Source organism: Paenibacillus sp. JT22N15 (genome assembly GCF_059383755.1).
This window is the reverse complement of record NZ_JBXENV010000004.1, coordinates 400,320-421,785: the sequence shown is the minus strand read 5'-3', so window position 1 is coordinate 421,785 and position 21,466 is coordinate 400,320. Positions and strand designations below refer to the sequence as shown.

Annotated in this window: 15 protein-coding genes; 7 read left to right on the top strand and 8 right to left on the bottom strand. The window is 50.9% G+C overall.

Annotated features, from left to right (window positions below; genetic code table 11):
* Window positions 1–31 precede the first annotated feature (31 nt).
* Window positions 32–1,039: a FecCD family ABC transporter permease gene (locus AC50X8_RS10380; protein WP_056040923.1), complete on the top strand. Its 1,008-nt coding sequence runs from the start codon at window positions 32–34 to the stop codon at window positions 1,037–1,039.
* The gene (locus tag AC50X8_RS10375; RefSeq protein WP_494879667.1) at window positions 1,036–2,043 is read left to right on the top strand and encodes a FecCD family ABC transporter permease; all 1,008 of its coding nucleotides are present in this window, start codon (window positions 1,036–1,038) and stop codon (window positions 2,041–2,043) included. The genes AC50X8_RS10380 and AC50X8_RS10375 overlap by 4 nt, the downstream gene beginning before the upstream one ends.
* Before the next feature lie 87 nt (window positions 2,044–2,130).
* Here AC50X8_RS10375 and AC50X8_RS10370 read toward each other — a convergent pair whose 3' ends face one another.
* From AC50X8_RS10370 to AC50X8_RS10360, 3 genes are read right to left on the bottom strand one after another with little or no spacing between them, the layout of a single operon-like run.
* On the bottom strand, window positions 2,131–2,367 hold the full coding sequence (locus tag AC50X8_RS10370) for an alpha/beta fold hydrolase (RefSeq protein ID WP_494879665.1): 237 nt from the start codon (window positions 2,365–2,367) through the stop codon (window positions 2,131–2,133).
* Window positions 2,368–2,384: 17 nt separating this feature from the next.
* Window positions 2,385–2,981 (bottom strand): alpha/beta fold hydrolase, encoded by a 597-nt coding sequence (locus tag AC50X8_RS10365; RefSeq protein ID WP_494879664.1) that lies wholly within the window; start codon window positions 2,979–2,981, stop codon window positions 2,385–2,387.
* 59 nt (window positions 2,982–3,040) lie between these two features.
* Window positions 3,041–7,522, bottom strand: a complete 4,482-nt coding sequence (locus tag AC50X8_RS10360; protein WP_494879662.1) for an AAA family ATPase — start codon at window positions 7,520–7,522, stop codon at window positions 3,041–3,043.
* 147 nt (window positions 7,523–7,669) lie between these two features.
* Between AC50X8_RS10360 and AC50X8_RS10355 the strand changes: the two genes are divergently transcribed.
* Window positions 7,670–7,867: a hypothetical protein gene (locus tag AC50X8_RS10355; RefSeq protein WP_494879661.1), complete on the top strand. Its 198-nt coding sequence runs from the start codon at window positions 7,670–7,672 to the stop codon at window positions 7,865–7,867.
* Between the two features lie 27 nt (window positions 7,868–7,894).
* The gene (locus tag AC50X8_RS10350; protein WP_494879659.1) at window positions 7,895–12,394 is read left to right on the top strand and encodes an invasin domain 3-containing protein; all 4,500 of its coding nucleotides are present in this window, start codon (window positions 7,895–7,897) and stop codon (window positions 12,392–12,394) included.
* Window positions 12,395–12,496: 102 nt separating this feature from the next.
* On the opposite strand, the gene AC50X8_RS10345 is transcribed toward AC50X8_RS10350, so the two are convergent.
* From AC50X8_RS10345 to AC50X8_RS10325, 5 genes are all read right to left on the bottom strand, one after another.
* Entirely contained in the window at window positions 12,497–13,516 is a 1,020-nt protein-coding gene (locus AC50X8_RS10345) for an S-layer homology domain-containing protein (protein ID WP_494879657.1), read from the bottom strand.
* A gap of 79 nt (window positions 13,517–13,595) precedes the next feature.
* Complete coding sequence (locus AC50X8_RS10340) at window positions 13,596–13,916, bottom strand: S-layer homology domain-containing protein (RefSeq protein WP_494879656.1); 321 nt, start codon at window positions 13,914–13,916, stop codon at window positions 13,596–13,598.
* Window positions 13,917–13,979: 63 nt separating this feature from the next.
* On the bottom strand, window positions 13,980–15,035 hold the full coding sequence (locus AC50X8_RS10335; RefSeq protein ID WP_494879655.1) for a glycosyltransferase family 2 protein: 1,056 nt from the start codon (window positions 15,033–15,035) through the stop codon (window positions 13,980–13,982).
* 8 nt (window positions 15,036–15,043) lie between these two features.
* On the bottom strand, window positions 15,044–15,751 hold the full coding sequence (locus AC50X8_RS10330; RefSeq protein ID WP_494879653.1) for a glycosyltransferase family 2 protein: 708 nt from the start codon (window positions 15,749–15,751) through the stop codon (window positions 15,044–15,046).
* Between the two features lie 154 nt (window positions 15,752–15,905).
* The gene (locus AC50X8_RS10325; protein ID WP_494863443.1) at window positions 15,906–16,625 is read right to left on the bottom strand and encodes a response regulator transcription factor; all 720 of its coding nucleotides are present in this window, start codon (window positions 16,623–16,625) and stop codon (window positions 15,906–15,908) included.
* Window positions 16,626–16,907: 282 nt separating this feature from the next.
* Here AC50X8_RS10325 and AC50X8_RS10320 point away from each other — a divergent pair, with 282 nt between their 5' ends.
* From AC50X8_RS10320 to AC50X8_RS10310, 3 genes are all read left to right on the top strand, one after another.
* Window positions 16,908–18,098 (top strand): ABC transporter substrate-binding protein, encoded by a 1,191-nt coding sequence (locus tag AC50X8_RS10320; protein WP_494879651.1) that lies wholly within the window; start codon window positions 16,908–16,910, stop codon window positions 18,096–18,098.
* 42 nt (window positions 18,099–18,140) lie between these two features.
* The gene (locus AC50X8_RS10315; protein ID WP_494879649.1) at window positions 18,141–19,100 is read left to right on the top strand and encodes an NHLP bacteriocin system secretion protein; all 960 of its coding nucleotides are present in this window, start codon (window positions 18,141–18,143) and stop codon (window positions 19,098–19,100) included.
* A gap of 196 nt (window positions 19,101–19,296) precedes the next feature.
* Window positions 19,297–21,453: an NHLP family bacteriocin export ABC transporter peptidase/permease/ATPase subunit gene (locus tag AC50X8_RS10310; RefSeq protein ID WP_494879647.1), complete on the top strand. Its 2,157-nt coding sequence runs from the start codon at window positions 19,297–19,299 to the stop codon at window positions 21,451–21,453.
* Window positions 21,454–21,466: the final 13 nt, after the last annotated feature.

Sequence of the window (21,466 nt, the reverse complement as noted above, 5' to 3'; positions counted from 1 at the left end):
CTATCCCATTTGAAGAAAAGATGAGATTGAATTGAAAAAGAAACAAGGCGCAATTTCGTTTTCCTGGAAGCTGGCCGGCAGCACACTGCTGCTGGTCGTTTGCTTCATTCTTTCGCTTCTATTAGGAGCAAAGGAAATTCATTTGCAGGACTTATGGCTCGCTCTGACATCCGATTCCAAGGGCGACAACCTTCTCGTCCTGCGTGAAATTCGGGTGCCGCGCGAGCTGGCTGCTATTTTGGTTGGAGCGGCTTTTGCTGTATCTGGCGCGATCATGCAAGGAATAACCCGCAATCCGCTTGCTGATCCGGGCTTGCTGGGTTTAACCTCGGGCGCGAACATGGGGCTGGCGCTGACCTTTATATTTTTGCCAGGGCTAGGTTACTTCGGCATGATGATCGCCTGCTTTTTAGGCGCTGCTTTGGGGGCCGCTTTAGTGCTCATCCTTAGCTCTATGCGCCGGGGGAGCCTGTCTCCCATGCGGATTGTGCTGGCGGGCGCGGCGATTTCAGCTTTTCTCTACGCCATTTCAAGCGGTATCAGCCTAGCCTTCAAAATATCCAAGGATGTGTCCATGTGGACGGCTGGCGGCTTGATTGGCACGACTTGGGGACAGCTTCAAGCGATCGCTCCGGTTATTTTGATCGGCATACTGGTAGCGCTTATGCTCTCGAGCCAGCTGACAATTTTGAGCCTAAGCGATGATGTGGCGGTGGGACTCGGGCAAAAGCTTGTACAAATCAAAGCGATTTTGTTTGTTCTTATCATTATGCTTACGGGGGCAGCGGTTGCGCTGGTTGGGAACATTGCTTTCGTAGGCTTAATGATTCCCCATATCGTTCGCTTGGTTGTTGGAACCGACTATCGGTATATCATGCCGATTTCGGTATTTACAGGCGCATCCTTTATGCTGCTTGCCGATACGCTTGCCCGCACCATTAATGCGCCTTATGAGACGCCAATGGCCGCGATTGTGGCGATGGTGGGCTTGCCTTTTTTCCTCATTGTCGTGCGTAAAGGAGGCAAAGCTTTCTCATGATTCCACGTACACTAGCTCGTAAACAACGTTTGATTTTGCTTGTCGGCTTAGGGTTAATCGCTGTGGTTGCGGTGGTGAGCATGGGCTTAGGCTATGCATCTCTGTCCTTTGACCGGCTGCTTCCCGTTTTGCTTGGGCAAGGCACGTTTAAAGAGGAGTTTGTGCTGTTTTCGGTACGGCTGCCTCGCATCTTTATTACCTTGCTTTCAGGAATGGCGCTCGCTTTATCCGGTTCGATTTTGCAGAGCGTAACCCGCAACGAATTGGCGGACCCGGGCATTATCGGCATTAATTCCGGGGCAGGCGTAGGCATTGCGATTTTCTTTCTATATGTTCCGGTGAGCGTAGGATCGTTTGTTTATGTTTTGCCGGTAGTTGCCTTTATCGGGGCAATGCTCACGGCTGCATTAATCTATGCTTTCTCGTACAGCAGAAGCCGCGGTCTTGATCCGATACGTCTGGTGCTGGTCGGCGTCGGTTTTTCTCTGGCGCTGTCGGGTATTATGATCGTCATCATTTCCGCAGCGGAACGCTCCAAGGTCGATTTTATATCCAAGTGGCTGGCAGGAAACATATGGGGAACGGATTGGCCGTTTATTTGGGCGCTGCTTCCTTGGCTCATCCTGCTTATTCCATTCACTCTGTATAAAGCTCAGCGGCTCAATCTGCTCAGCTTGAACGAGGAGTCGGCGCGGGGTGTCGGCTTGAATCTTGAACGTGAGCGTCTCATGCTGATTGTCACTGCCGTAGCCTCTGCTGCTGCTGCGGTATCTGTGACGGGCGGCATCGCTTTCGTGGGGCTAATGGCTCCGCATATTGCAAAGACGCTGGTTGGTCCGCGCAATCAGCTGTTTATTCCGGTCGCTGTGCTGCTCGGCGGGTTGCTGCTGCTGCTCTCGGATACGATTGGCCGCAACATTGTCGATCCTGATGGTATCCCGGCTGGCATTATGGTATCGTTGATCGGCGTACCGTATTTTGCATATTTGCTGTTGAAAAAATAGCGTGGCTTCAGCACGAAAAGCCCTGCCCCATGTGGAAGAAGTTCCACTGGTGCAGGGCTTTTTCTGCATGAATCCATTCAAATTCATTTACACATTCATCTTCAAAATTTCTTCAATGATAATAGCTGGATCGGTAAACATGACGAGATGGCCGGAATGGGGAGCTTCGACAAATCTGCCGCCCGGCAAGGTAGCTGCGGTTTCGCGATGGGCAGCTATAATAGCCGTTCTTATTTTTTGTTCCGAGCGTATCGGCTTCGTTCCCGAAATGACGCACACCTCCAAATCGCCAAGCGCTGGAGGCGTGGTGCGAAGCGAGGCCAAATCGTCCAGAAATGGCGTTAGTTCAGCCGCCAGCGTGCTCGCAGCCGCAATCGTAAACGATGATCTGCTGCTACATCGGCAGGCTGCACGCTGCCGGGGCGGCTGCCAAGCAGGCGATATAGACCGAGCCGCGCCAATAGCGGAAATAGCACTCGGCTCATCGCAAACCGTTTAGCCACAGCTTTGCCGAAGTACATCGCGCAATTTTCGTCGGACTGGTCGACCAATACAATACCGCGTATGCGTGAAGGATTTGCCGCTGCTGCGGCGCGAACGATCGGGCCGCCCCAGCTGTGGCCCACGAGAATAAAGGGGCCGGGACCAAGCGCTTCGAGCAAAATGCCGAGGTCATCGGCGAGTCTATGAAGCGTGCGGGGAGCCGTATCGGCATCGCTGCGTCCGCTGCCCGCACGGTCATAAACGACGGCGCGGGCATGCTTGGCAACGATTGGTTGAACGAGGCCCCAGGTCGAACGGGAAAATCCCATTCCTGATTCAAAAACGACCGTCACCTTGCCGCTTCCTTTGACCATATAATGCAGCTTGCGTCCATCGCCAGTGGTGACATATGCACTTGATCCAAATGAATGTGGGGGTGTAGGGATCATGTTCATGAATACCTCCATTTGGTGAGCCGATTACATTTGCGAAAAGTAGGATAGGGCTGACAGCATTAGCTGAGCAGCTTCATCTCCTTCGCCTGAGCGACTGCTTTTGTGCGCCGATTGACCTTGAGTTTAGCAAAAATATTTTTTACATGCACCTTTACCGTGCTTAGGGCGATAATGAGATGCTCGGCAATCTCTTTATTGGATAAGCCTGAGGCAAGCAGGGCAAGCACCTCGAGCTCGCGCTCCGTAAGCGGCTCTGCAATCAAGCTGGGAGGCGGCTGCATATCATCGGTTTCCTTGCTGGCCTGAAGCTCGGGTTGCTCCGGCAAGCTTTGCAGAACACACATTAGTAGACCGTAAGAGGCTATAGCGAGCAATACCGGTATGCGTTCAGCTGTGAACACGCCGCTTGCCAGCTTATTTTCAAGATAAAGCACGCCGAGCATGGTGCCGTGAACAGCAACGGGGATGCATATAACCGACTGGGGCCGATGCTTTCCCATATAAGGGTTATGGATAAGCCAGCTTTCTTCGGCTCCGGCATAATGAACCTTCTCCTGTGTACGAAGCACATAGCGGATAATGCCTTCTGGCAGCAGGGAGCTGTCCTTCAGCTCAAAAGGGGACGGGACAGTCTGCTCCTCCGAGGCGGCATAAACCTGAACAGAAAGGACATCATGGCTGCCTGTTAGCAAGGCTCCCTTGCTTGCGCCAGCGTGCCTCAATATCGTTCTCATGATTTCCGCAAGCACGGCGTCCATATCGAGCGGGTTCGCTATCGCTTGCGTGGTTTGCAATATGGCGGCGAGATCAAGGCTTTCCGTTGCCAGCGTTTCATTGCTGTGGAAGTAGGCTGGAGCAGCTGGCTGCTCCTTCTGGCTCCTATCCGTATCGGCAGGCAGGGCGTATAAGGACATTCGTGCAGAAGCGGAATCTGCTTGTGTCTGCTCTTGCCGCCGCAAGCTAAGCAGCTGCTCCTCCAAATGCTTAGATTTTACGTACACTTCCCACTGCATATACCCGTCGTGTGCGGTCTGCAAATAAAATAAAGCCGTCTTGATCTTAGCTTGAGCCATATAGTAGTTCGCTGCGAGCTCGGCTGCTAGGCTGATCGCTTGAATATCGCTCACCTCTCTGGCCTGGCGCAGCGCTTTGTCATAAAGCTCCTCTGCCTCGCTTCGCTTATTGCAGACGCGAGCATATTCTGCATAAAGAATGTCGGATCTTGCCTGATAAAAATCCGGACTCCATAGGGCCCATTTTCGCAAATGGCCAAGATTGCGCAGCAGGCTATTTCTCATAGCCGGGTGTTTGCGCAGATCGGGATAGGCCGCCATGATAGCTAGCGATTCATAAAACAGGCATTCCGGCAAATGGGGCAAATGCGTGGCGTAGGCTTCATGCGTCTTCGCTTGGCTGGCCCATTGAATCGCATCGTCATAGCGCCCCAGAAGGCAGCAAAGCTGCGTTTTGTAAGAGCTGAATTGAAATAAGGTAGTAGCTGCCGTCTCCTCACGGCGAATTTGCGTTAAAAATTGCTCTTCATCAAAGCCAGGTCCGCTGAAGGAGTCCGGCGCATTCGTTCGGCCTTGCAGCGCGAGAAAAAACTGCTGATAAAGGTAAAAATTTTGCCGTACGAATTCATCCTTCGTCGTATCCAGTACAACCATATAGTCGGCTATTCTCCGATTTAATTCGCTTAGCGGCGCTCTTGCGTACAGGGCATTGATATGGGCTCCGATCGCATAGCTGGCAAACACATAATCGCCAGAGTCCATACCTAGACGCATCGCTTGGGATACATAAAAATCGCCTTCCCCAGCCTTGCCGGCAAATTGGCACAATACTCCGCCGTAGATCGTATAGGTTTTGCTTTTAACGGAAGAGATATTGTATCGCTCGGAAAGCTCCACGCCTACCTTGCCAATGGCATAGCCCTTGTTGAATTTCCCCATTGAAATGCCCAAAATCATGCCGTAAGCCGAATAGGCAGCAGCGGAAACAGGTGTGTTCCCATGTTTAAGCGACAGCTGGATCGCCCGGCATATGAGCAGAAAATATACTTTTTTATTCGTAAAGAAGGTAGAGGGCACCATCGCAAAAATCAAATTCATCGCTGCGATCCGGTCCGCATCAGTCATTTCCTTCAGCTGGGCAAGCTTGTCATAGCGGTTGCGCAGCAGCATTTCAATTCGCAAGCCTTCAATCATAAGCATTTGGCTTCCAGGATTAGGATCAATGATAATGTGATGCTCCCTCAAGCTTTGCAGGCCGAGAGCGGTGCCTTCCAAATATTTGCCCTGATTGATATATTGCATAATTCGAATCATAAATACGCTGCTTCGTTCAGCCGGATTGCGTGCATAGCTAAGCAGCAGATCGATGTCGGCGCCAGATTGCTCATAATGGCCGCACATATATTCACATTCCGCTTTTTGGGCATAGAGGTCAAAACAAAGCTCAAAGGACGCCTCCCAATCGTCTTCGTTCAGCAGCACGACCCCTTTGTGAAAATAGCCTAAGGCTACATCATGGGCGGAGGAGGCTTTGGCCCGTGTTCCTGCCTCTAAATTCAGCCTCACGAGCTGAAGCCTTTCATCCGGGTCTAAGATGAGCTTCGCGCCCCTGTTCAAATGATTGACAGCATCAAACGCATGCTCCTCGATTGCAGCTTCCGATGCAGCCTCGTGCTGCCTGTTCAAAAAACGGCCGATTTGGATATGCAGTTCCTGCTTCGCTGAATCGTCCAATTGGCTGTAAATCAGCTTCTGAATACTGTCGTGGGCAAAACGATATTGCTGCTTTTGAACGGGAAGGATGATTCCTTCAGCCTCAATAGCGGGCCATTCCGAGGACAGCGCCTCAATATTCTGTCGGGCGACCTGTGCAATGACATGCGGCGAAAAGGTGCTTCCTACACAGGATGCGATTTGGAGCAGCTTCTGCGCCGTGGAAGACAGTCTGTTCAATCTATACGCCATCAGATCATGAATGGCAAAGCTGGGCTCCTGCTCGATTATTTGCTCCCAATCCCATTGCCAGCTGCGTTTATCGTAGTTATACCTTAAACTGCCGTCATCCTGCATGCGAAGCAAAATTTGCTTGAAGTGAAAGGGATTGCCGCCAGATTTATGATAAAGCAGCTCCGTTAAAGACAAGGTTGTCTCGGCTGGGCTGTTCAGCGCCTCCATGACAAACTGCTGAATTGGCTCAATATCGAGCGGCGCCAGATGAAGATGGCGAACGACCGCTTGCTCCGAGACACTCCCATCCGGCTCATATCCGGGCAGCTTGCTGCGATCGGTTTCCAGATGGCGATACGCACATACAAAGAGCAGGTACTGGCATTCCGGATCGCAGACTAGAGCATGAATAAGCTGCAGCGACGATAAATTTGCCCATTGCAAATCATCTATAAACAGCACAATGGGCTGCTCTTTTGAAGCTAAAGCCTGCACAAATTTGCGAAAAACGTATATGAAGCGTTTATGCGATTCATGGGCAGGCAGCTCCTCCGCCACAGGCACATCGCCCAGCAGCAGGGCGGCCTCAGGGATTATGGCGGTAATGACGCCGACACCTGCCCCCAGTGCCTCCCGCAGCCGAAGCTTCCATTGTTCAGACTTATCCTTGTGCTCACCAAGCAAGTGGCGAATAAGTCCGCGAAACGCCTGAATAATCGGATGATAGGGGCTTTCATTCGCAAGCTGCTCAAACTTCCCTGTTATGTAGAAAAAATCCTGTGTGTGCAGCTGTTTGCGAAATACTTCATCGATGAGGGCGGTTTTGCCAATACCGGCTTCACCCGAAATATAGACTAATTCTGTGGAACCGAAGCAGGCGGAATAGAAAGCCTGAGTGAGTATTGAAAGCTCATACTCCCTGCCGTGAAAGCCGGGCTCCAGTATAAAAGCAGGCTGGGAGTGGCCAACTTTGTCCAAATCAGCGAGCAGGAGGGAGAAATTGGGATAGCGTTTGTCTGGATTTTTTTCAAGCAGCTTCATAATAATTGCTTCCAGCCCATCAGGCCAAGCCTGCTGCTGATCCATTATTGGCGGAGGGCTCTGTACCAAATGCATATACACCCATTCAAGCGAATTGTCTGCGACGAAGGGCAGGCGGCTTGCCAGCATTTCGTAAAAAATGACGCCCAGAGAATAAAGATCGCTTCGCTCGTCGACCGCCCGCTGCATGCGCCCGGTGTTTTCCGGCGAGCAGTAGGCCAGTGACGGTTCGGAGATCAAATGTCCGGCCGGGCGAACATAGCGGTCGGCGGTGCGCTGTACGGCAAATCCGCGATCATTAACGGCAGCACTATTTTTATTAGGAAAAATCGTTATTCTCTCCGGCCGCAAATCAAGATGAATCATATGCTGCTGATGGAGCTCCCCTATGCTTGCCACAAGCGCTTTCGCCAAAGGCAGAAAAGTCTCAGGAGGCATCCCCCTTCCTTCCCCCATAAATTGTCTAAGTGGCATCGCGGCGGGAGCTAGACTTGGCTCCAATTGGCCGGTTGTATCATCGAAAGGCTGCATTCCTGTCATTACCTAACACCTCTGGCGTCAAATTACTCTTTCATTCCTTCTATTATAATAAATCGTGCGCCGTTTACGTGTGATTTCAGTGAAAATACTCCTTAAGAGGTATAGGGTTATAGCGGTTTTTACATTAATTTGGTACATACATAGAACATGGAGAGAGGCTGGGGTGAACAGACGATGACGGATGCCCTCATTGCTTTTGTCAGCACCATCATTTTGGGAATCGTAATTTTAGCGAAAATATGGTGGGATGGCGATGGTACGAGTTGGAGGTTTACGAAGTGGTATAGCGTTGTTTTTTTTGCGGTGGCTTTAGTAGTTGGCGGAATTACTTTTTTTAACAGTTAGAATGAATTTATTTATTGGGGGATTATGATGAAAGCATGGAAATGGAATAAACGATGGATTGCTGTATTTCTTGCAGTTGTACTTTTACTGGAGCTGCCATCTGTACGCTTAGCTGAGGCGGCGGGAACTGCAGTATTGGATCAGGAGAGTTTAGTTGTGTATGGGAATATATGGGTAGATGCTGTGAACCCGCGCTATCAAACCTTTACCCCAGCGGTAACGGGATACCTTGATGCCATTCATTTAAATCTTTCTGGTTCCTTTGGTTCTCCTGGGGCTCTTATCATTAGCATCTATAAGGAAGGCAACCTGTCAACCCCGCTTGGATCTGCACAATTAGCAGCAACGGGGTCAGACTGGAACGCAGTTGATTTTTCCGGGACATCGATTTATTTAACAAAGGAAACGATGTATCGAATGGTTGTTACTACGGAATATGCAGGCGGCTCGGGTTTTGGATGGTATAACAGCTCTACTGATACTTATACAAGAGGTTATTCTATTGCCAGCAGCCGTGATTTTTCTTTTAAAACATACATGGTCCCAGACTATTCGCTCTCTCCGGCCTTGAGCACCGTTTCAAGCGGTCAGGCGAGCCTTGCTGCCGACGGCACAAGCCAGACAACCGTGAGCGTGCAGTTGAAAGATGCGCAAGGAACGGCAATGACAACGGGAGGGGAGACGGTTGCGATTACGGCGACGAAGGGAACCGTAAGCGCCGTAACGGATAATGGGGACGGGACGTATTCGGCGACTTTGACTGCGCCGACAACAACGGGCAGTGCGACCGTGAGCGCGACCGTAGGCGGTCAAGCAATACCATCAACAGCGAGTGTGCAGTTTGTGGCAGGTGCGCCGTCTGCGTCGCAAAGCACGGTTGAAACGAGTGTTGCAACGCTAACGGCTAATGGTACGAGCCAGACGACTATAAGTGTGAAGCTGAAAGATGTGTATGGCAATGCCTTGACGAGTGGAGGAGCAGCAGTAACGATTGCTGCATCGAAGGGAACGGTAAGCGCTGTAACGGATAACGGAAATGGGACCTATACGGCAAGTTTAACTGCTCCTGTGACAGTAGGTAGCGCGACCATCAGCGCAACCGTTGGCGGTCAATCGATCACGTCAACAGCGAGCGTGCAGTTTGTGGCTGAAGCTGCTTCAACGGCGACAAGCACTGTGGAGTCAGCAGATGCGACCTTGACTGCCGATGGTGTGAGCCAGACAACGATAAGCGTGAAGCTGAAAGACGCGCAGGGCAATGCTTTGACGAGCGGAGGAGCAGTGGTAACGATTGCTTCGACGCGGGGGAACGTGGGCTCCGTAACCGATAACGGAGACGGAACTTATTCAGCGACACTGACAGCTTCGACAACGGTAGGTACCGCGACCGTCAGCGCAACCGTTGGCGGTCAATCGATCACGTCAACAGTGAGCGTGCAGTTTGTGGCCGGAGCTGCTTCAACGGCGACGAGCACAGTGGAGGTGGCGGATGCGTCCTTGACCGCCGATGGCACGAGCCAGACGACGATCAGCGTGAAGCTGAAGGATGCGCAGGGCAATGCTTTGACGAGCGGAGGGGCAGCGGTAACGATTGCTGCGACTAAGGGGACGGTAAGCCCCGTAACCGATAACGGAGACGGAACTTATTCGGCGACATTGACAGCTTCAGCAACAATAGACAGCGCGACCGTCAGTGCAACTGTTGGAGGCCAGTTGATAGCGTCAACAGCGATCGTGCAGTTTGTAGTCGGTGCCGCTTCAACGGCAATGAGCACTGTGGAGGCGGCGGATGCATCCTTGACCGCAGATGGCGTGAGCCAGACGACGATAAGCGTTAAGCTGAAGGATGCGCAGGGCAATACCTTGACGAGCGGAGGGGCAGTGATTACGATTGCTTCGACGCGGGGTACCGTAGGTGTCGTTACGGATAATAGTGACGGAACGTATACGGCGCTGCTGACTGCGTCATCAACAGCAAGCACCGCTATTGTGAGCGCCAAAGTTGGCGGTCTGGCGCTTGCCGATACGGCAAGCGTATCGTTTGTTCCAGGAGCTCCATCCGTATTAACTAGCAGAATTCAAGTGTCAGATGGGTCCCTAACCGCTGACGGAGCAAGCCAGACAACGATTCATGTAAGTCTGAGCGACGCACGGGAGAACAGTTTGACATCCGGTGGAGCGACGGTAACGATTGCTACGACGCTGGGTACTGTTAGTGCAGTGACGGATAACGGAGACGGCACGTATACAGCAACGCTGACTGCTCCGAATACGTTGGGTCAAGCGATTGTGAGCGCAACTGTGGATGGGCAGACGATACGGATGAGCGAAGAAATCGAGTTCATCGCCGGGGAGGTAAGCCCCTCCCAATCAACCGTCACCGCAAGTGCGGCAGTGGTTCGGGCAGACGGCAGCAACAGCGCCTTGATTTCCGTGAAGCTGCTGGATGATCATAACCATCCGATAGTGGGGCAAACGGTGCGGCTTCAAGCAAGTGGCGGGCACTCCATAATTGCTCAGCCTGCTGTAGTGACCGATTCAAATGGAATTGCTGTCTTTGCGGTGAGTAATACAGCCTCAGAGGACGTTACTTATTTTGCCGAAGAAGAGGAGAGCGGAGTTACGCTGGACCAAACTGTAGAGGTATCATTCGTCTATGATCAGCCTCCAACTATTGCACTGCAAGCAGACCCAACTGCAGCAACTTTTGGAACGGTGACTGTTCATACGTCGGCAGCAGCTATAGGGGAATTCAACCACATCGCTTCGATAAAATGGGCGGAAGGAAGTCGCAATGTCTCCTATTTTGAAACGGATGGCACGGAAATAACGGATCCATTTACCGTACAGACGAACGGAGTATATTCTGTCTACGCCCTGGATACCACAGGAAATGCTGCTGTTGCTACGATTAACATTCAAAATATCGTTCCTTTAAGCAGCAATGCGGATTTGTCGGAATGGGAATTAGCGGGAGCTGAAGGCGCGGTGAGCTTCAATTTTGATCCGGCCATTACGGATTATACTGTCAATGTGAGTCAGTCGACAGCTGGTTTGAACATGACACTGACCACGTCAAATGCCTATTCCGAAGTTTACGTAAACGGTACACAGGTGACGAGTGGCACGGCAACCGATGAATATTCGCTTGCTACGGGTAACAATACGTTTGAGGTTCGGATCGAGGCGCAGGATGGCACGATTAAAAACTATAAGCTCAACGTAAACCGCGCAGCAGCCGCTAATTCCAATTCAGGCGGCACCTCCAGTACGACTGCTTCTGCAGCGGATACGTCGATTGTAATTCGAATTAATGATAAAGAAATAGCGGGTGCGGCTTCGCTCCAGATGGAAGCAAACGGGGCAAAGCGTATCAATGCCAAATTGGATGCTGTTACCATCAGTAAGGCGACGGATTCATTGTCCTCTTCGCCAGAGCAGACGATCTCTATTTTCATCGAAAATGAGGCGGACCAAGTCAGCTTGCAGCTTACGGCTGATGCAGCGGTCATGCTCTCCCAAAAGGCTTCGAGCGTTACATTGATGACGAAGTACGGACAGTATCGTTTGCCTATGGCCGAGCTGACAAGCAAGGAATACGGTTGGAGCAGTGCAACTGATATTCGCATTATGATTGGTATTGAAAAAAGTAAAACGTTAGCCGGCTTCCAGCAAGAAGCGGAAAAGGGCGGCTTTCAGCTCGTGGGAAATCCCCTCCAGTTTAAAATTGAACTGATCGCCCCAAGCGGGCCAAAAGAGCTTTCCAGCTTCAATCGCTATGTGGAGAGGGTCATTTATTTGCCAAAGAATGATTCCGGAATGGCCTCAACAGCAGTAGTGTGGGATGAGACGCTTGGCGTACATCCAGCACCAACGGTGTTTATGGAGCTGAATGGACGACAGGCTGCCATTATTCAAGGGTTTACGAACAGTACCTATGCACTCGCACTCAAAAAATCCGATTTAGTGGACATTCAAGGACATTGGGCTGCTGCAGAAATTTCCAGCATGAACAGCAGAATGATTGTTAATGGCCAGGATGAAAGCCATTTTAATCCGGAAGCTGCCATTACCCGTGCTGAAATAGCCGGATTGCTTGCAAGAGCATTAGGTTTGCCGAACGTAGGAAATCATACGGACTTCCACGACGTAAATGAGTCGAGCTGGTATAGTGGCGCTGTAGCTTCTGTAAAGGCCTATGGTATTATGGACGGGTTTAAAGACAGAACGTTCAGGCCAAACGAGCAGGTATCGAGGCAAGAAGCTATTGTCATCATCGTTCGTGCGCTGAGACTGGCAGAAGGGGCTTCGCTTGCAATAAATGACAATACAACAGTGGATTTATCCGAATACGCTGACGTTAATCAAATTGGGGAGTGGGCGCGCGAAGCGATACAGATTGCTATTAAGGAAGGTCTGGTAAAGGGCTATGGCAATAAGCTGCAGCCGAAAAAATTATTGACACGCGCTGAGACGACCGTGCTGATTTATCGAATGCTGCTGCAAGCAGAGCTAATCAACGATTAATTTTAAGTAGAAAAATGCGAAAAGACACTGCCAAGCAAGGCAGTGTCTTTTCGCATTTTATAGTCGACACCGCGATATCACTTGAAACGATACATAAAAACGTTAAGAACCTGTAGCTCCTGTAGCGCCGGTAGCGCCAGTAACTCCTTGAATGCCCTGAGCACCAGTCGGTCCAGTGGCACCGGTAGCCCCAGTTGCTCCAGTAGCGCCGGTATTGCCAGTAACGCCTTGAATGCCCTGAGCACCAGTAACTCCAGTGGCGCCAGTAACTCCTTGAGCACCAGTAGCTCCTGTAGCACCAGTATTACCCTGAACGCCCTGAGCACCAGTAGCTCCTGTAGCACCAGTATTACCCTGAACGCCCTGAGCTCCAGTAGCTCCGATAGCCCCTGTAACGCCAGTAGCACCCGTTATCCCTGCCGCCCCAGTAGCACCTGTTGCACCGGCCGCGCCTGCACCTCCTGATGAGCCATTCGCTCCTGCGGCTGCAAGAACCATATAATCAGCTGAGCTGTTCGGCAGCCCGGCGGGTGGAGATTTCACCACCACATAGGTGCTGCCGCTATAAGTAACTACTTGATATTTCTCATAAGTAGCAGCTTGGCTGGCATCAAAAACGACAATGCCTTCAAAAATAGATTTCAGCCAATCCTGCTGCGCCTGTTGATTTTGTCTTTCGATGAAAGACAGGCTGGCGCTCGGTTCCACATAGAAGGCAGTTTCTCCCGTATAGACGACCGCAATCATCTGTCCGGGCTGAAGCTGCGTGCCCTGTACAACCGTGCCTGCATTGATTTCAAAATGAATGGATTCGCCACTGTCGGAAAATAAAGTGATATCGTTCGCAGATAAACGGACGAGCATGCCGCGGACGACTTTATCGGTCTGGTTCGCATAAAGCTCGGCGTTTGCTGCGATAGCAGCCATTTCTAGTCGAGTAACGCTGATTTCCGGACGGAAGGTACGATCTGCATACCCACTTGCAACACCAAGTTTAATGGCGGCATTTACATAACCCAAATAGGCAGGAGATATTTTTTTAGCGTCAACAAAGGAGGGCTTGCTGCTTGCAAGCTTAATGGCTGATGCTTCTTGGCCGAGTGCCCGGACAATCACTTTCATCAACCACTCGCGGGAGACATTCGTTTTGCCCCAAGTTTCGGAGGCCGCCTTCTCTTCCTCTGGTACAATAATACCTTGTTCAATAGCTAAAGCAATCCAATCCTGAGCCCATAGGCTGGCTGAAAGCGGAGACTTCGCTGCGCTTGCTGATAATTCCCATCGCGCTTAGCTTCATGACCGCCGGGTAAGCCCATGAGCTTTGCGGGACATCGCTGAACCGGAAAGGCTCAGCTGCTGCTGCATGGACACCAGAAATGCCAAGTCCCGATACCGTGCCAGTCATGGAGCCTACAGCTCCTAAAGCGAGTAAAACCTTGGAAGCGCTTTGACGTAATGAATTGCTCTGCTGCGCCGCTTTGTGGTATTTGCGCATTTCCTTCTTCAACAAACGGTCATTCATTTTAACTCACCCTCATTTTCGTATAATGTCCTGCTTATATGTAAATTGGTTATTCAACGGAAGCTAATGACTAACTAAGTGTTCAGCAAAATAGAGCCTGTTCCGCAATACGCTTTCATTATTCGGAACAAATACAGCGGCCTCCTCGTTATGCATCCGCGCTAGCTCCGGCATATTTAAACGATCGTAGCATACGCATAGCTGCAAGTGAGGCACCCAAGTCCGGCAGCCGTGTGCCTGAAGCGAATTGGTTTGAAGGAAGGAAGGGATGTGCAGCGCCTGCTTGTACCACGAGATAGCCCCGGCATAGTCACCCTCCTCCATATGATAAAAACCGAGGCGGCAGCAGTTTTCCGGTCTGGGTGAGGCATAGGTGAAGGATTGCAGCACCATTTTTCGTGCTTCGCCCAGCTTCCCCACAGCATGAAAAGCATCCGCAGCGTTTCCGCATGCAGCGATGTTATCGTCCTGCCAGCCTTCTCCTTGGTCCAGCATCTTTTTGTACTGGGATATGGCGCGATCCCACAGCTTGTGATCTTTCAGCTCATTTCCATAATAAAAAAGATCGCGTGCCGAAAAGCGTTCCCCGCTCTGCTCCCGCTCCTCATAAATGAGCAGATTGCGCATGGACTGGGAATGCTCGCGTCGATGGGTAACGGCCGCATCAGACTTACGGATTTCTCCATGTACGGCCAAATATTCGTGAACTTGTCCAATCCATTGGAAGCCTCGTTCTCTTCTCACGATACGGTTGCGGCGCAAGCTGCTGGAAACATTGCCGTCATCATCAAACGAAAGATGATACGGCATGGACACGGCATCCACATCTGAAGTCAGCTCGGACAAGGTTTGCAGCAGCAGCTGGGTATCCTCAGGCAGCAGCACATCGTCAGCATCCAGCCAAAAAATGTAGTCCATCTTCGCCTTGCTGAAAGCATAATTACGCGCCTTGGCAAAATCATTCACCCAGGCAAAATCATAGATGCTATCGGTAAAATCACTAGCGATGGCTTTGGTTTTATCGATTGAGCCTGTATCGACGATAATAATTTCATCGACGGCCACATTGACGCTGGACAAGCAGCGCGCAAGGGTCTGCTCTTCATTTTTTACAATCATGCATAGGCTTACGGTAAAGGGACGATTGAGAATTGGAGGGTGGGTCTGAGGTGGTTTATGATCGTCGTGTTCAGTAGGGAGAAGATTAATGACCGTGCAATCTTGGGCGACAGCCAGCTCGTAGCCAGCTCGTAGCCAGCCGGAATGGCATCTAGGCCAACAGTTGAAAAAGCAAGGCTGCCCTGTTCAGGCTGAAAATAAAAACCGCGCATTTCGATGAAGGCGCTCTTGCGTATGACGAGCAAGGGTCCCGCCAGCGTGTCCACTTTGCGGATTCCGCGTGAACGAAGCGCACGTCTTCCTTTTGCCAGCGTATAAAGCGAGGCGATATCAGAGTAATCGTATTCCAGCCGCTGCTCCCCGGTTATGTCATTCATCATAGGACTAATAACCGCAAGGCTGCGGTTATCTTCCAGACACCCAGCAAGATCGGCCAGCCACTGGCTGGTCACCGCGATATAATCATGCATAAATACTAATAATTCGCCTTCAGCCAGGGAAGCTCCGATTTGGAACCCTTCGGCAGCGCTGAGTGAGTCAGGCCAAGTTAAGCAGCGAAATCCCGGCATGCCCTTATATCGCTCAAGTCCGGAAGGGTCATCCAGCTCATTGATTACAATCAGCTCATAAGGATAAGCTGTATGCAATTGAATGCTTTGGATACAAAAATGGAGCCTGTTCATTCGCTCGGCAAAGACAATAATGGAAACGCTCATTGCAGCCCCCTGTGTAATAGACGAAAATGGCTTCTTTCACTTATATGTTATGAATTCTACCATATCCAACAATGAAATAATATTGGGCTTTTAGATTAAATGAGAGGGAATTTATACTGCGGGATGAATAAAAATGGAACCGATGCCATCCCATTTACTCATTGGCTTCGGCAGGCTTGTCGTTGAACTTATAGCCGACGCCGCGAATGGTGCGGATATAATGCGGCTTTGCTGGATTTTTCTCCAGTTTTTTTCGCAAATTATAAATATGTACCATGACGGTATGCGTATCTCCCATATGAACATCATCCCAGAGCAGCGAGAAGAGCTGTTCGTTTTTGTATACCCGATTTGGATTTTTAGCGAGATGGAACAGCAGCTTGAATTCCTTGGCCGATAGGGAAACGGGCTTGTTGTCCACGAGCACAAGGTGGGTGGCAGGATCAATGAGCAATTGATCAAATTTTAACGTTTTATCGGATACCTCTTCGTGCTTATGCAGCAAATTGCTTCTTCGGATATGTGCTTTAACTCTGGCGATTAGCTCAATCGGGCTAAACGGCTTCGAAATGAAGTCATCCCCTCCAAGGCCAAGCCCCAGCACTTTATCAATATCCTCATCCTTGCAGCTGACGAACAAAATCGGCACATTGCTCGTTTTGCGAATTTCGCTGCAAATTTGAAAACCGTCCATGCCTGGCAGCAGCACATCGAGCAGCACCAGATCAGGAGCATGCTCCTGCGCGGCTCTAAGGGCATCCACCCCATTGTAGGCAGAGAGCGTATGAAACCCTTCCCTTTTCAGAGACATGGTCAGCAATTCATTAATTTCATGATCGTCATCCACGATCAAAATCGTATTCTTTGAAGACATAAGATAGCCATTCTCCTCTTGTATAGCTTGCTGGTTGCGAGCGAGTAGATTTCTCTTCTCTAGCAGCGGCATACCCTGCCGAAAGTCTCAAAATTATCCTGTTTTAAGTATCTCATGTTCGCAAAAATATGTCGATTGGATAAATCAGATTTTAAATGAAATTGAGGTTATCTTGACTTTGAATTGATGGTTTAACATTTTGGGCTATTTTATAATGTAGGGCAGTAGGACTTGATAGGTATAAAGGTTTAGTCAGGTTTAGTTTTGAAGGGAGATAGCCTAGTGAATGTTATTGGGGGAACACGCCGAAAGGGGCTGTTATGGAAAATCGCACTGCTCGGAATCGCGCTGACGATAAGCGGATGCGCTTCGGCCTCGGGACCCGATCAAGCTCGGGAGCGGGCGCTTAGCGGCTCGTCTAACGAGGTGGTCATTGGAGCGGTATGGCCATTTGAGCAGCAGAACGATCAATTTCATGAAGGGCTTCAGCTGGCGCTTGAGCAAATCAATCAGGAAGGCATTCTGGGCGGGAAGAAAATCAAGCTGATGGAAATGGATGATGATGCCTCTACGACAAAAGGCATGGCGATTGCGCAGCAATTTGCGGATAATCCTGCTGTCAGTGCGGTCATCGGTCATCGTGGTTCTTCCGTCACGGTACCAGCGTCACGCATTTATGCGCATGCGGGCATTGTGCTGCTGACTCCGGCATCGACATCACCGAAGCTCACTGATGTGAACAGCTCTTATATTTTCCGCAATATTCCTAATGATAATCAGCTAGGACAGGCGCTTGCCATGTACGCTGGTGGAACGAAGCACCGTAATATAGCGATTTATTATACGGATGACGAGTATGGTAGAGGACTGGCGAATGCTTTCGAAGATCAGGCATCCCAGTCTGGGCTTCGCGTCGTTGACCGTCTATCAGGCTATAAGGATACGGCTGATATTATGCGTATTGTCGATAAATGGAAAACGCTAGATAGCGATCTTATCATGGTAGCCGCGAGGGCAAGCGAAGGAATCTCCTTCGTAAAAGCCATTCGCGCAGCTGGCATGGATATTCCCGTCATTGGCGGCGATGCGCTGGATTCGGCGGAATTTGCCAAAGCGGGTGAAGCGGTGGAAGGAACGATTGTCGCTTCCGTTTATTATGAGCTTGGACCTTCCGAGCTTAATCAAAGCTTCCGGCAGCAGTATATCGACAAATATGGGAAGGAGCCGGGCAAATGGGCTGCACAGGCCTACGATTCGCTGAGGCTGCTTGCTGACGGCATCGAGAAAGCGGGCTCCCGCAGCCCGAAAGCGATAGCTGCCGCGCTGTCCGAGCTGAAGGGCTGGGAAGGGGTCACAGGCCAGCATTCCTTCGATGCCCAAGGCGACGTACAGGGCATGAGCATTGTTATGAAAAAGCTGGAAGCAGGAACCTTCAAGCGTCTGGATGAGGTGCTCATTCCGAATCCGTTATAAGGCAATGTGACAATGCTAGGCTTCAACATTTGGGAGGTAGCGATGAATAATCATGTTTTTCGTAAAGTGGCACTTGAGCGGCTGTCTTCCCCGGAGCAGCTCGACAATTTGGTTCGGGTAACCTCGCCTCGCGGCTGGCTTATGCTCACGGGTGTAGGCTTGCTCATTGTCGCCGCCTTGTATTGGGGGATATTCGGCACGATGACCGTCAAAGCGGATGGGCCGGGTGTACTCATTCGCCCAGGCGGACTGAAAACGGTTCATGCCTCTGCGGCAGGAGCGATGTCTGATATTCGTGTGGTCGAAAATGACACGGTGAAGCAAGGCGAGGTCATCGGCCGGATGGAGCAGCCGGAGCTGCTGGAGCAAATTAAGCAGACTAAGCTTGCCATTGCGAGCCTTGAAGGGGCGGCAGCTGAAGACAGGGCAGGCCGTGTAGCGGAGCTTAAAACCCTGAAGCAGCAGCTGGAGCAGCAACAGCTTGGCTATGAATACAGCACAAGAGTGATAAGCCCGTATACTGGCAAAGTGAAAGAAGTGTTGGTGAAGACGGGCAATTACATTGGGGATGGCTCCGATATTATCAGGCTCGAAACGTATGGCGTGCAGACGGATGAGTTAATTGCCGTACTGTATGTGCCGGTCAGTCAGGGACGGCAGCTGCTTCCGGGCATGGAGGTGCGCGTCTCGCCAGGCTCGATTAACCGCGAAGAGTTTGGCTCACTGATTGGGCAGGTCGTCTCGGTATCCGAGTTTCCAGTAACGGTGCAGGGAATGATGTCTACGCTGGGCAATGAAGGGCTTGTACAGCAAATGGCGTCGCAGGGCGTATCGCTTGAAATTCGCGTCAATCTTGCCCCTAATTCCGAGATGGCAAGCGGGTACAACTGGACGACGGAGCAAGGTCCGCCCGTTCGGCTGAACAGCGGCATGATGGTCGATGGTTCTATCACGGTCAGCTCGCAGCGCCCAATTGCGACCGTCATTCCATATTTTAAATAATTAAGAAGGGAGCGGTGAAAAAGGCGCAGCGGAATGAAAAGTTTGGGCTGGAGAAACGCAAGTGTTCGCTTTTAGCCTTGAATTTCCCCGGACACGGGTTTATTCATAGAAATGCAAGGCTAATGGCGATCGGAGGCCCTATCTTTTCATGCAGCGCAGCCTCTTTTAACCACGCCTAACGGAGGAGAGCGGATTCGTGGCCTCAAAAAGAGTAAAGACGCCAACCGTATTGCAAATGGAGGCCGTAGAGTGCGGAGCGGCTTCACTTGCTATCGTGCTCGCTTATTACAAGAGCTTCATTCCGCTTGAGGAGCTGCGGATTGCCTGCGGTGTCTCCCGGGATGGAAGCAAGGCCAGCAATGTGCTCAAGGCAGCGCGCCAATACGGCATGGAAGCGAAAGGGTATCGCAAAAATCCGGAAGATCTAAAAACGATGGAATGGCCGCTGATCATCCACTGGAATTTCAATCATTTCCTTGTACTGGAGGGCATTCATAACGATCGTGTGTTTTTGAATGATCCGGTCACGGGTCCCCGTGAAATCACATTCGAGGAGTTTGACCAATCCTTTACCGGCGTTGCCATTGCAATTAAGCCATCCCCTACGTATGTCCGTCAAGGGAAAGCGCCAAGTGTGCTGAGCTCGCTATCCAGCCGAGTCAAAGGGTCGGAAAAGGCGCTCATCTTCGCCATAGTGGCAGGATTATTTCTCGTATTGCCGGGCCTAGTTATTCCGGTGTTCAGTAAGGTGTTTATTGACCAAGTATTGCTGGGCAATTTGAAAAATTGGCTGTTCCCGCTGCTTATCGGCATGGGGCTGACCGCTTTGCTCCGGGCGTTTCTGACGTGGCTGCAGCGCTATTACTTGCTCAGGCTGGAAATGAAGCTTGCTCTAAGCTCATCCAGCCGTTTTTTCTGGCATGTGCTGCGGCTGCCGATTGAGTTTTTCTCCCAGCGGTTCAGTGGAGATATTGCGGCAAGAGTTGCCATTAACGACCGCGTTGCCCAACTGCTTTCCGGGCAGCTTGCTGTAGCGGCGCTCAACTGCGTCATGATTGTATTTTATTTGCTGCTGATGCTGCAATACAGCATAGTGTTGACCGGCATCGCTATCGGGGCTTCCCTGCTTAACCTTGTGTTCATGCGGTTTATTACTCGCAAACGCAACGATCAAAATTTGCGCCTGCTGCAGGAGGCTGGCAAGATGCAAGGCGTATCCATGAATGGACTTCAAGTCATTGAGACGTTGAAATCGAACAGCTCCGAGGCGGATTTTTTCGTCAAATGGTCGGGCTACCAGGCGAAGCTGCTTAATTCCACCCAGCAATTCGGGGTGTCGAATCAGTTTCTAATGGCCGTTCCTGCTTTGCTGACGAGTCTAAGCGCCATTGCGATTTTGTTTCTCGGCGGCTTTCAGGTTATGGATGGGGCGCTGACCATCGGCTCGCTGGTCGCCTTCCAAAGTCTTGCCGCAAGCTTCAGTCAGCCGGTCAACGAAATGGTTGCGCTGGCGGGCACGATTCAAGAAGCGGGAGGAAGCATGAAGCGGCTGGATGATGTGCTGCAATATCCGATTGATAGACAAATGCAGCAAAATCAGGAGCAGGCTTCTGAGTCGCCTGATATGGCGAAGCTATCGGGGCAAATTGAAATTAGCAATTTGACGTATGGCTACAGCAAGCTGGAAGGTCCGCTGATTGACCGGTTTAATTTATCGATTCAGCCGGGAATGAAGGTCGCATTGGTTGGCGGCTCCGGCAGCGGAAAATCGACGATTGCGAAGCTGATTGCCGGCATTTATGAACCGTGGGACGGCGATATCCGCTTCGACGGGTTAAAACGCGATGAAATTTCCCGCAATCGGATGGGCAATTCGCTTGCCGTTGTCGATCAGGACATTGTGCTGCTGGAAGGAACGATTAAAGAGAATATTACCTTTTGGGATTCTACCATACCGGAGATAGACGTTGTTCGGGCTGCAAAGGATGCGGTGATCCATGATCATATTGCGGAGCGCAGCGGCGGTTATGAGCATATGATTTCGGAAAATGGCGGCAATTTCAGCGGGGGGCAGCGCCAGCGTCTGGAAATTGCAAGGGCGCTGGCTGGCAATCCATCGATTGTTATTTTGGATGAGGCGACAAGCGCGCTGGATCCGGCAACGGAGAAAAAGGTAGACGATAGTCTGAGGCGCAGAGGCTTGACCTGTATTACGGTGGCCCACCGACTCAGCACGATTCGGGACGCAGATGAAATCGTTGTACTGGAGCGCGGAAAGATCATCGAACGGGGCACGCATACTTCTCTCATGGAACGAAATGGCTATTATACCCGTCTCATTCAAAATCAATAGACATGGTGCGAAA

Coding starts and splice junctions, on each gene's coding strand:
- AC50X8_RS10360 (WP_494879662.1), bottom strand. CDS start 7,522: ATGACAGGAATGCAGCCTTTCGATGATACAACCGGCCAATTGGAGCCA.
- AC50X8_RS10325 (WP_494863443.1), bottom strand. CDS start 16,625: ATGTCTTCAAAGAATACGATTTTGATCGTGGATGACGATCATGAAATT.
- AC50X8_RS10365 (WP_494879664.1), bottom strand. CDS start 2,981: ATGAACATGATCCCTACACCCCCACATTCATTTGGATCAAGTGCATAT.
- AC50X8_RS10330 (WP_494879653.1), bottom strand. CDS start 15,751: ATGAGCGTTTCCATTATTGTCTTTGCCGAGCGAATGAACAGGCTCCAT.
- AC50X8_RS10345 (WP_494879657.1), bottom strand. CDS start 13,516: ATGAAAGTGATTGTCCGGGCACTCGGCCAAGAAGCATCAGCCATTAAG.
- AC50X8_RS10335 (WP_494879655.1), bottom strand. CDS start 15,035: ATGATTGTAAAAAATGAAGAGCAGACCCTTGCGCGCTGCTTGTCCAGC.
- AC50X8_RS10375 (WP_494879667.1), top strand. CDS start 1,036: ATGATTCCACGTACACTAGCTCGTAAACAACGTTTGATTTTGCTTGTC.
- AC50X8_RS10350 (WP_494879659.1), top strand. CDS start 7,895: ATGAAAGCATGGAAATGGAATAAACGATGGATTGCTGTATTTCTTGCA.
- AC50X8_RS10355 (WP_494879661.1), top strand. CDS start 7,670: ATGGAGAGAGGCTGGGGTGAACAGACGATGACGGATGCCCTCATTGCT.
- AC50X8_RS10315 (WP_494879649.1), top strand. CDS start 18,141: ATGAATAATCATGTTTTTCGTAAAGTGGCACTTGAGCGGCTGTCTTCC.
- AC50X8_RS10340 (WP_494879656.1), bottom strand. CDS start 13,916: ATGAATGACCGTTTGTTGAAGAAGGAAATGCGCAAATACCACAAAGCG.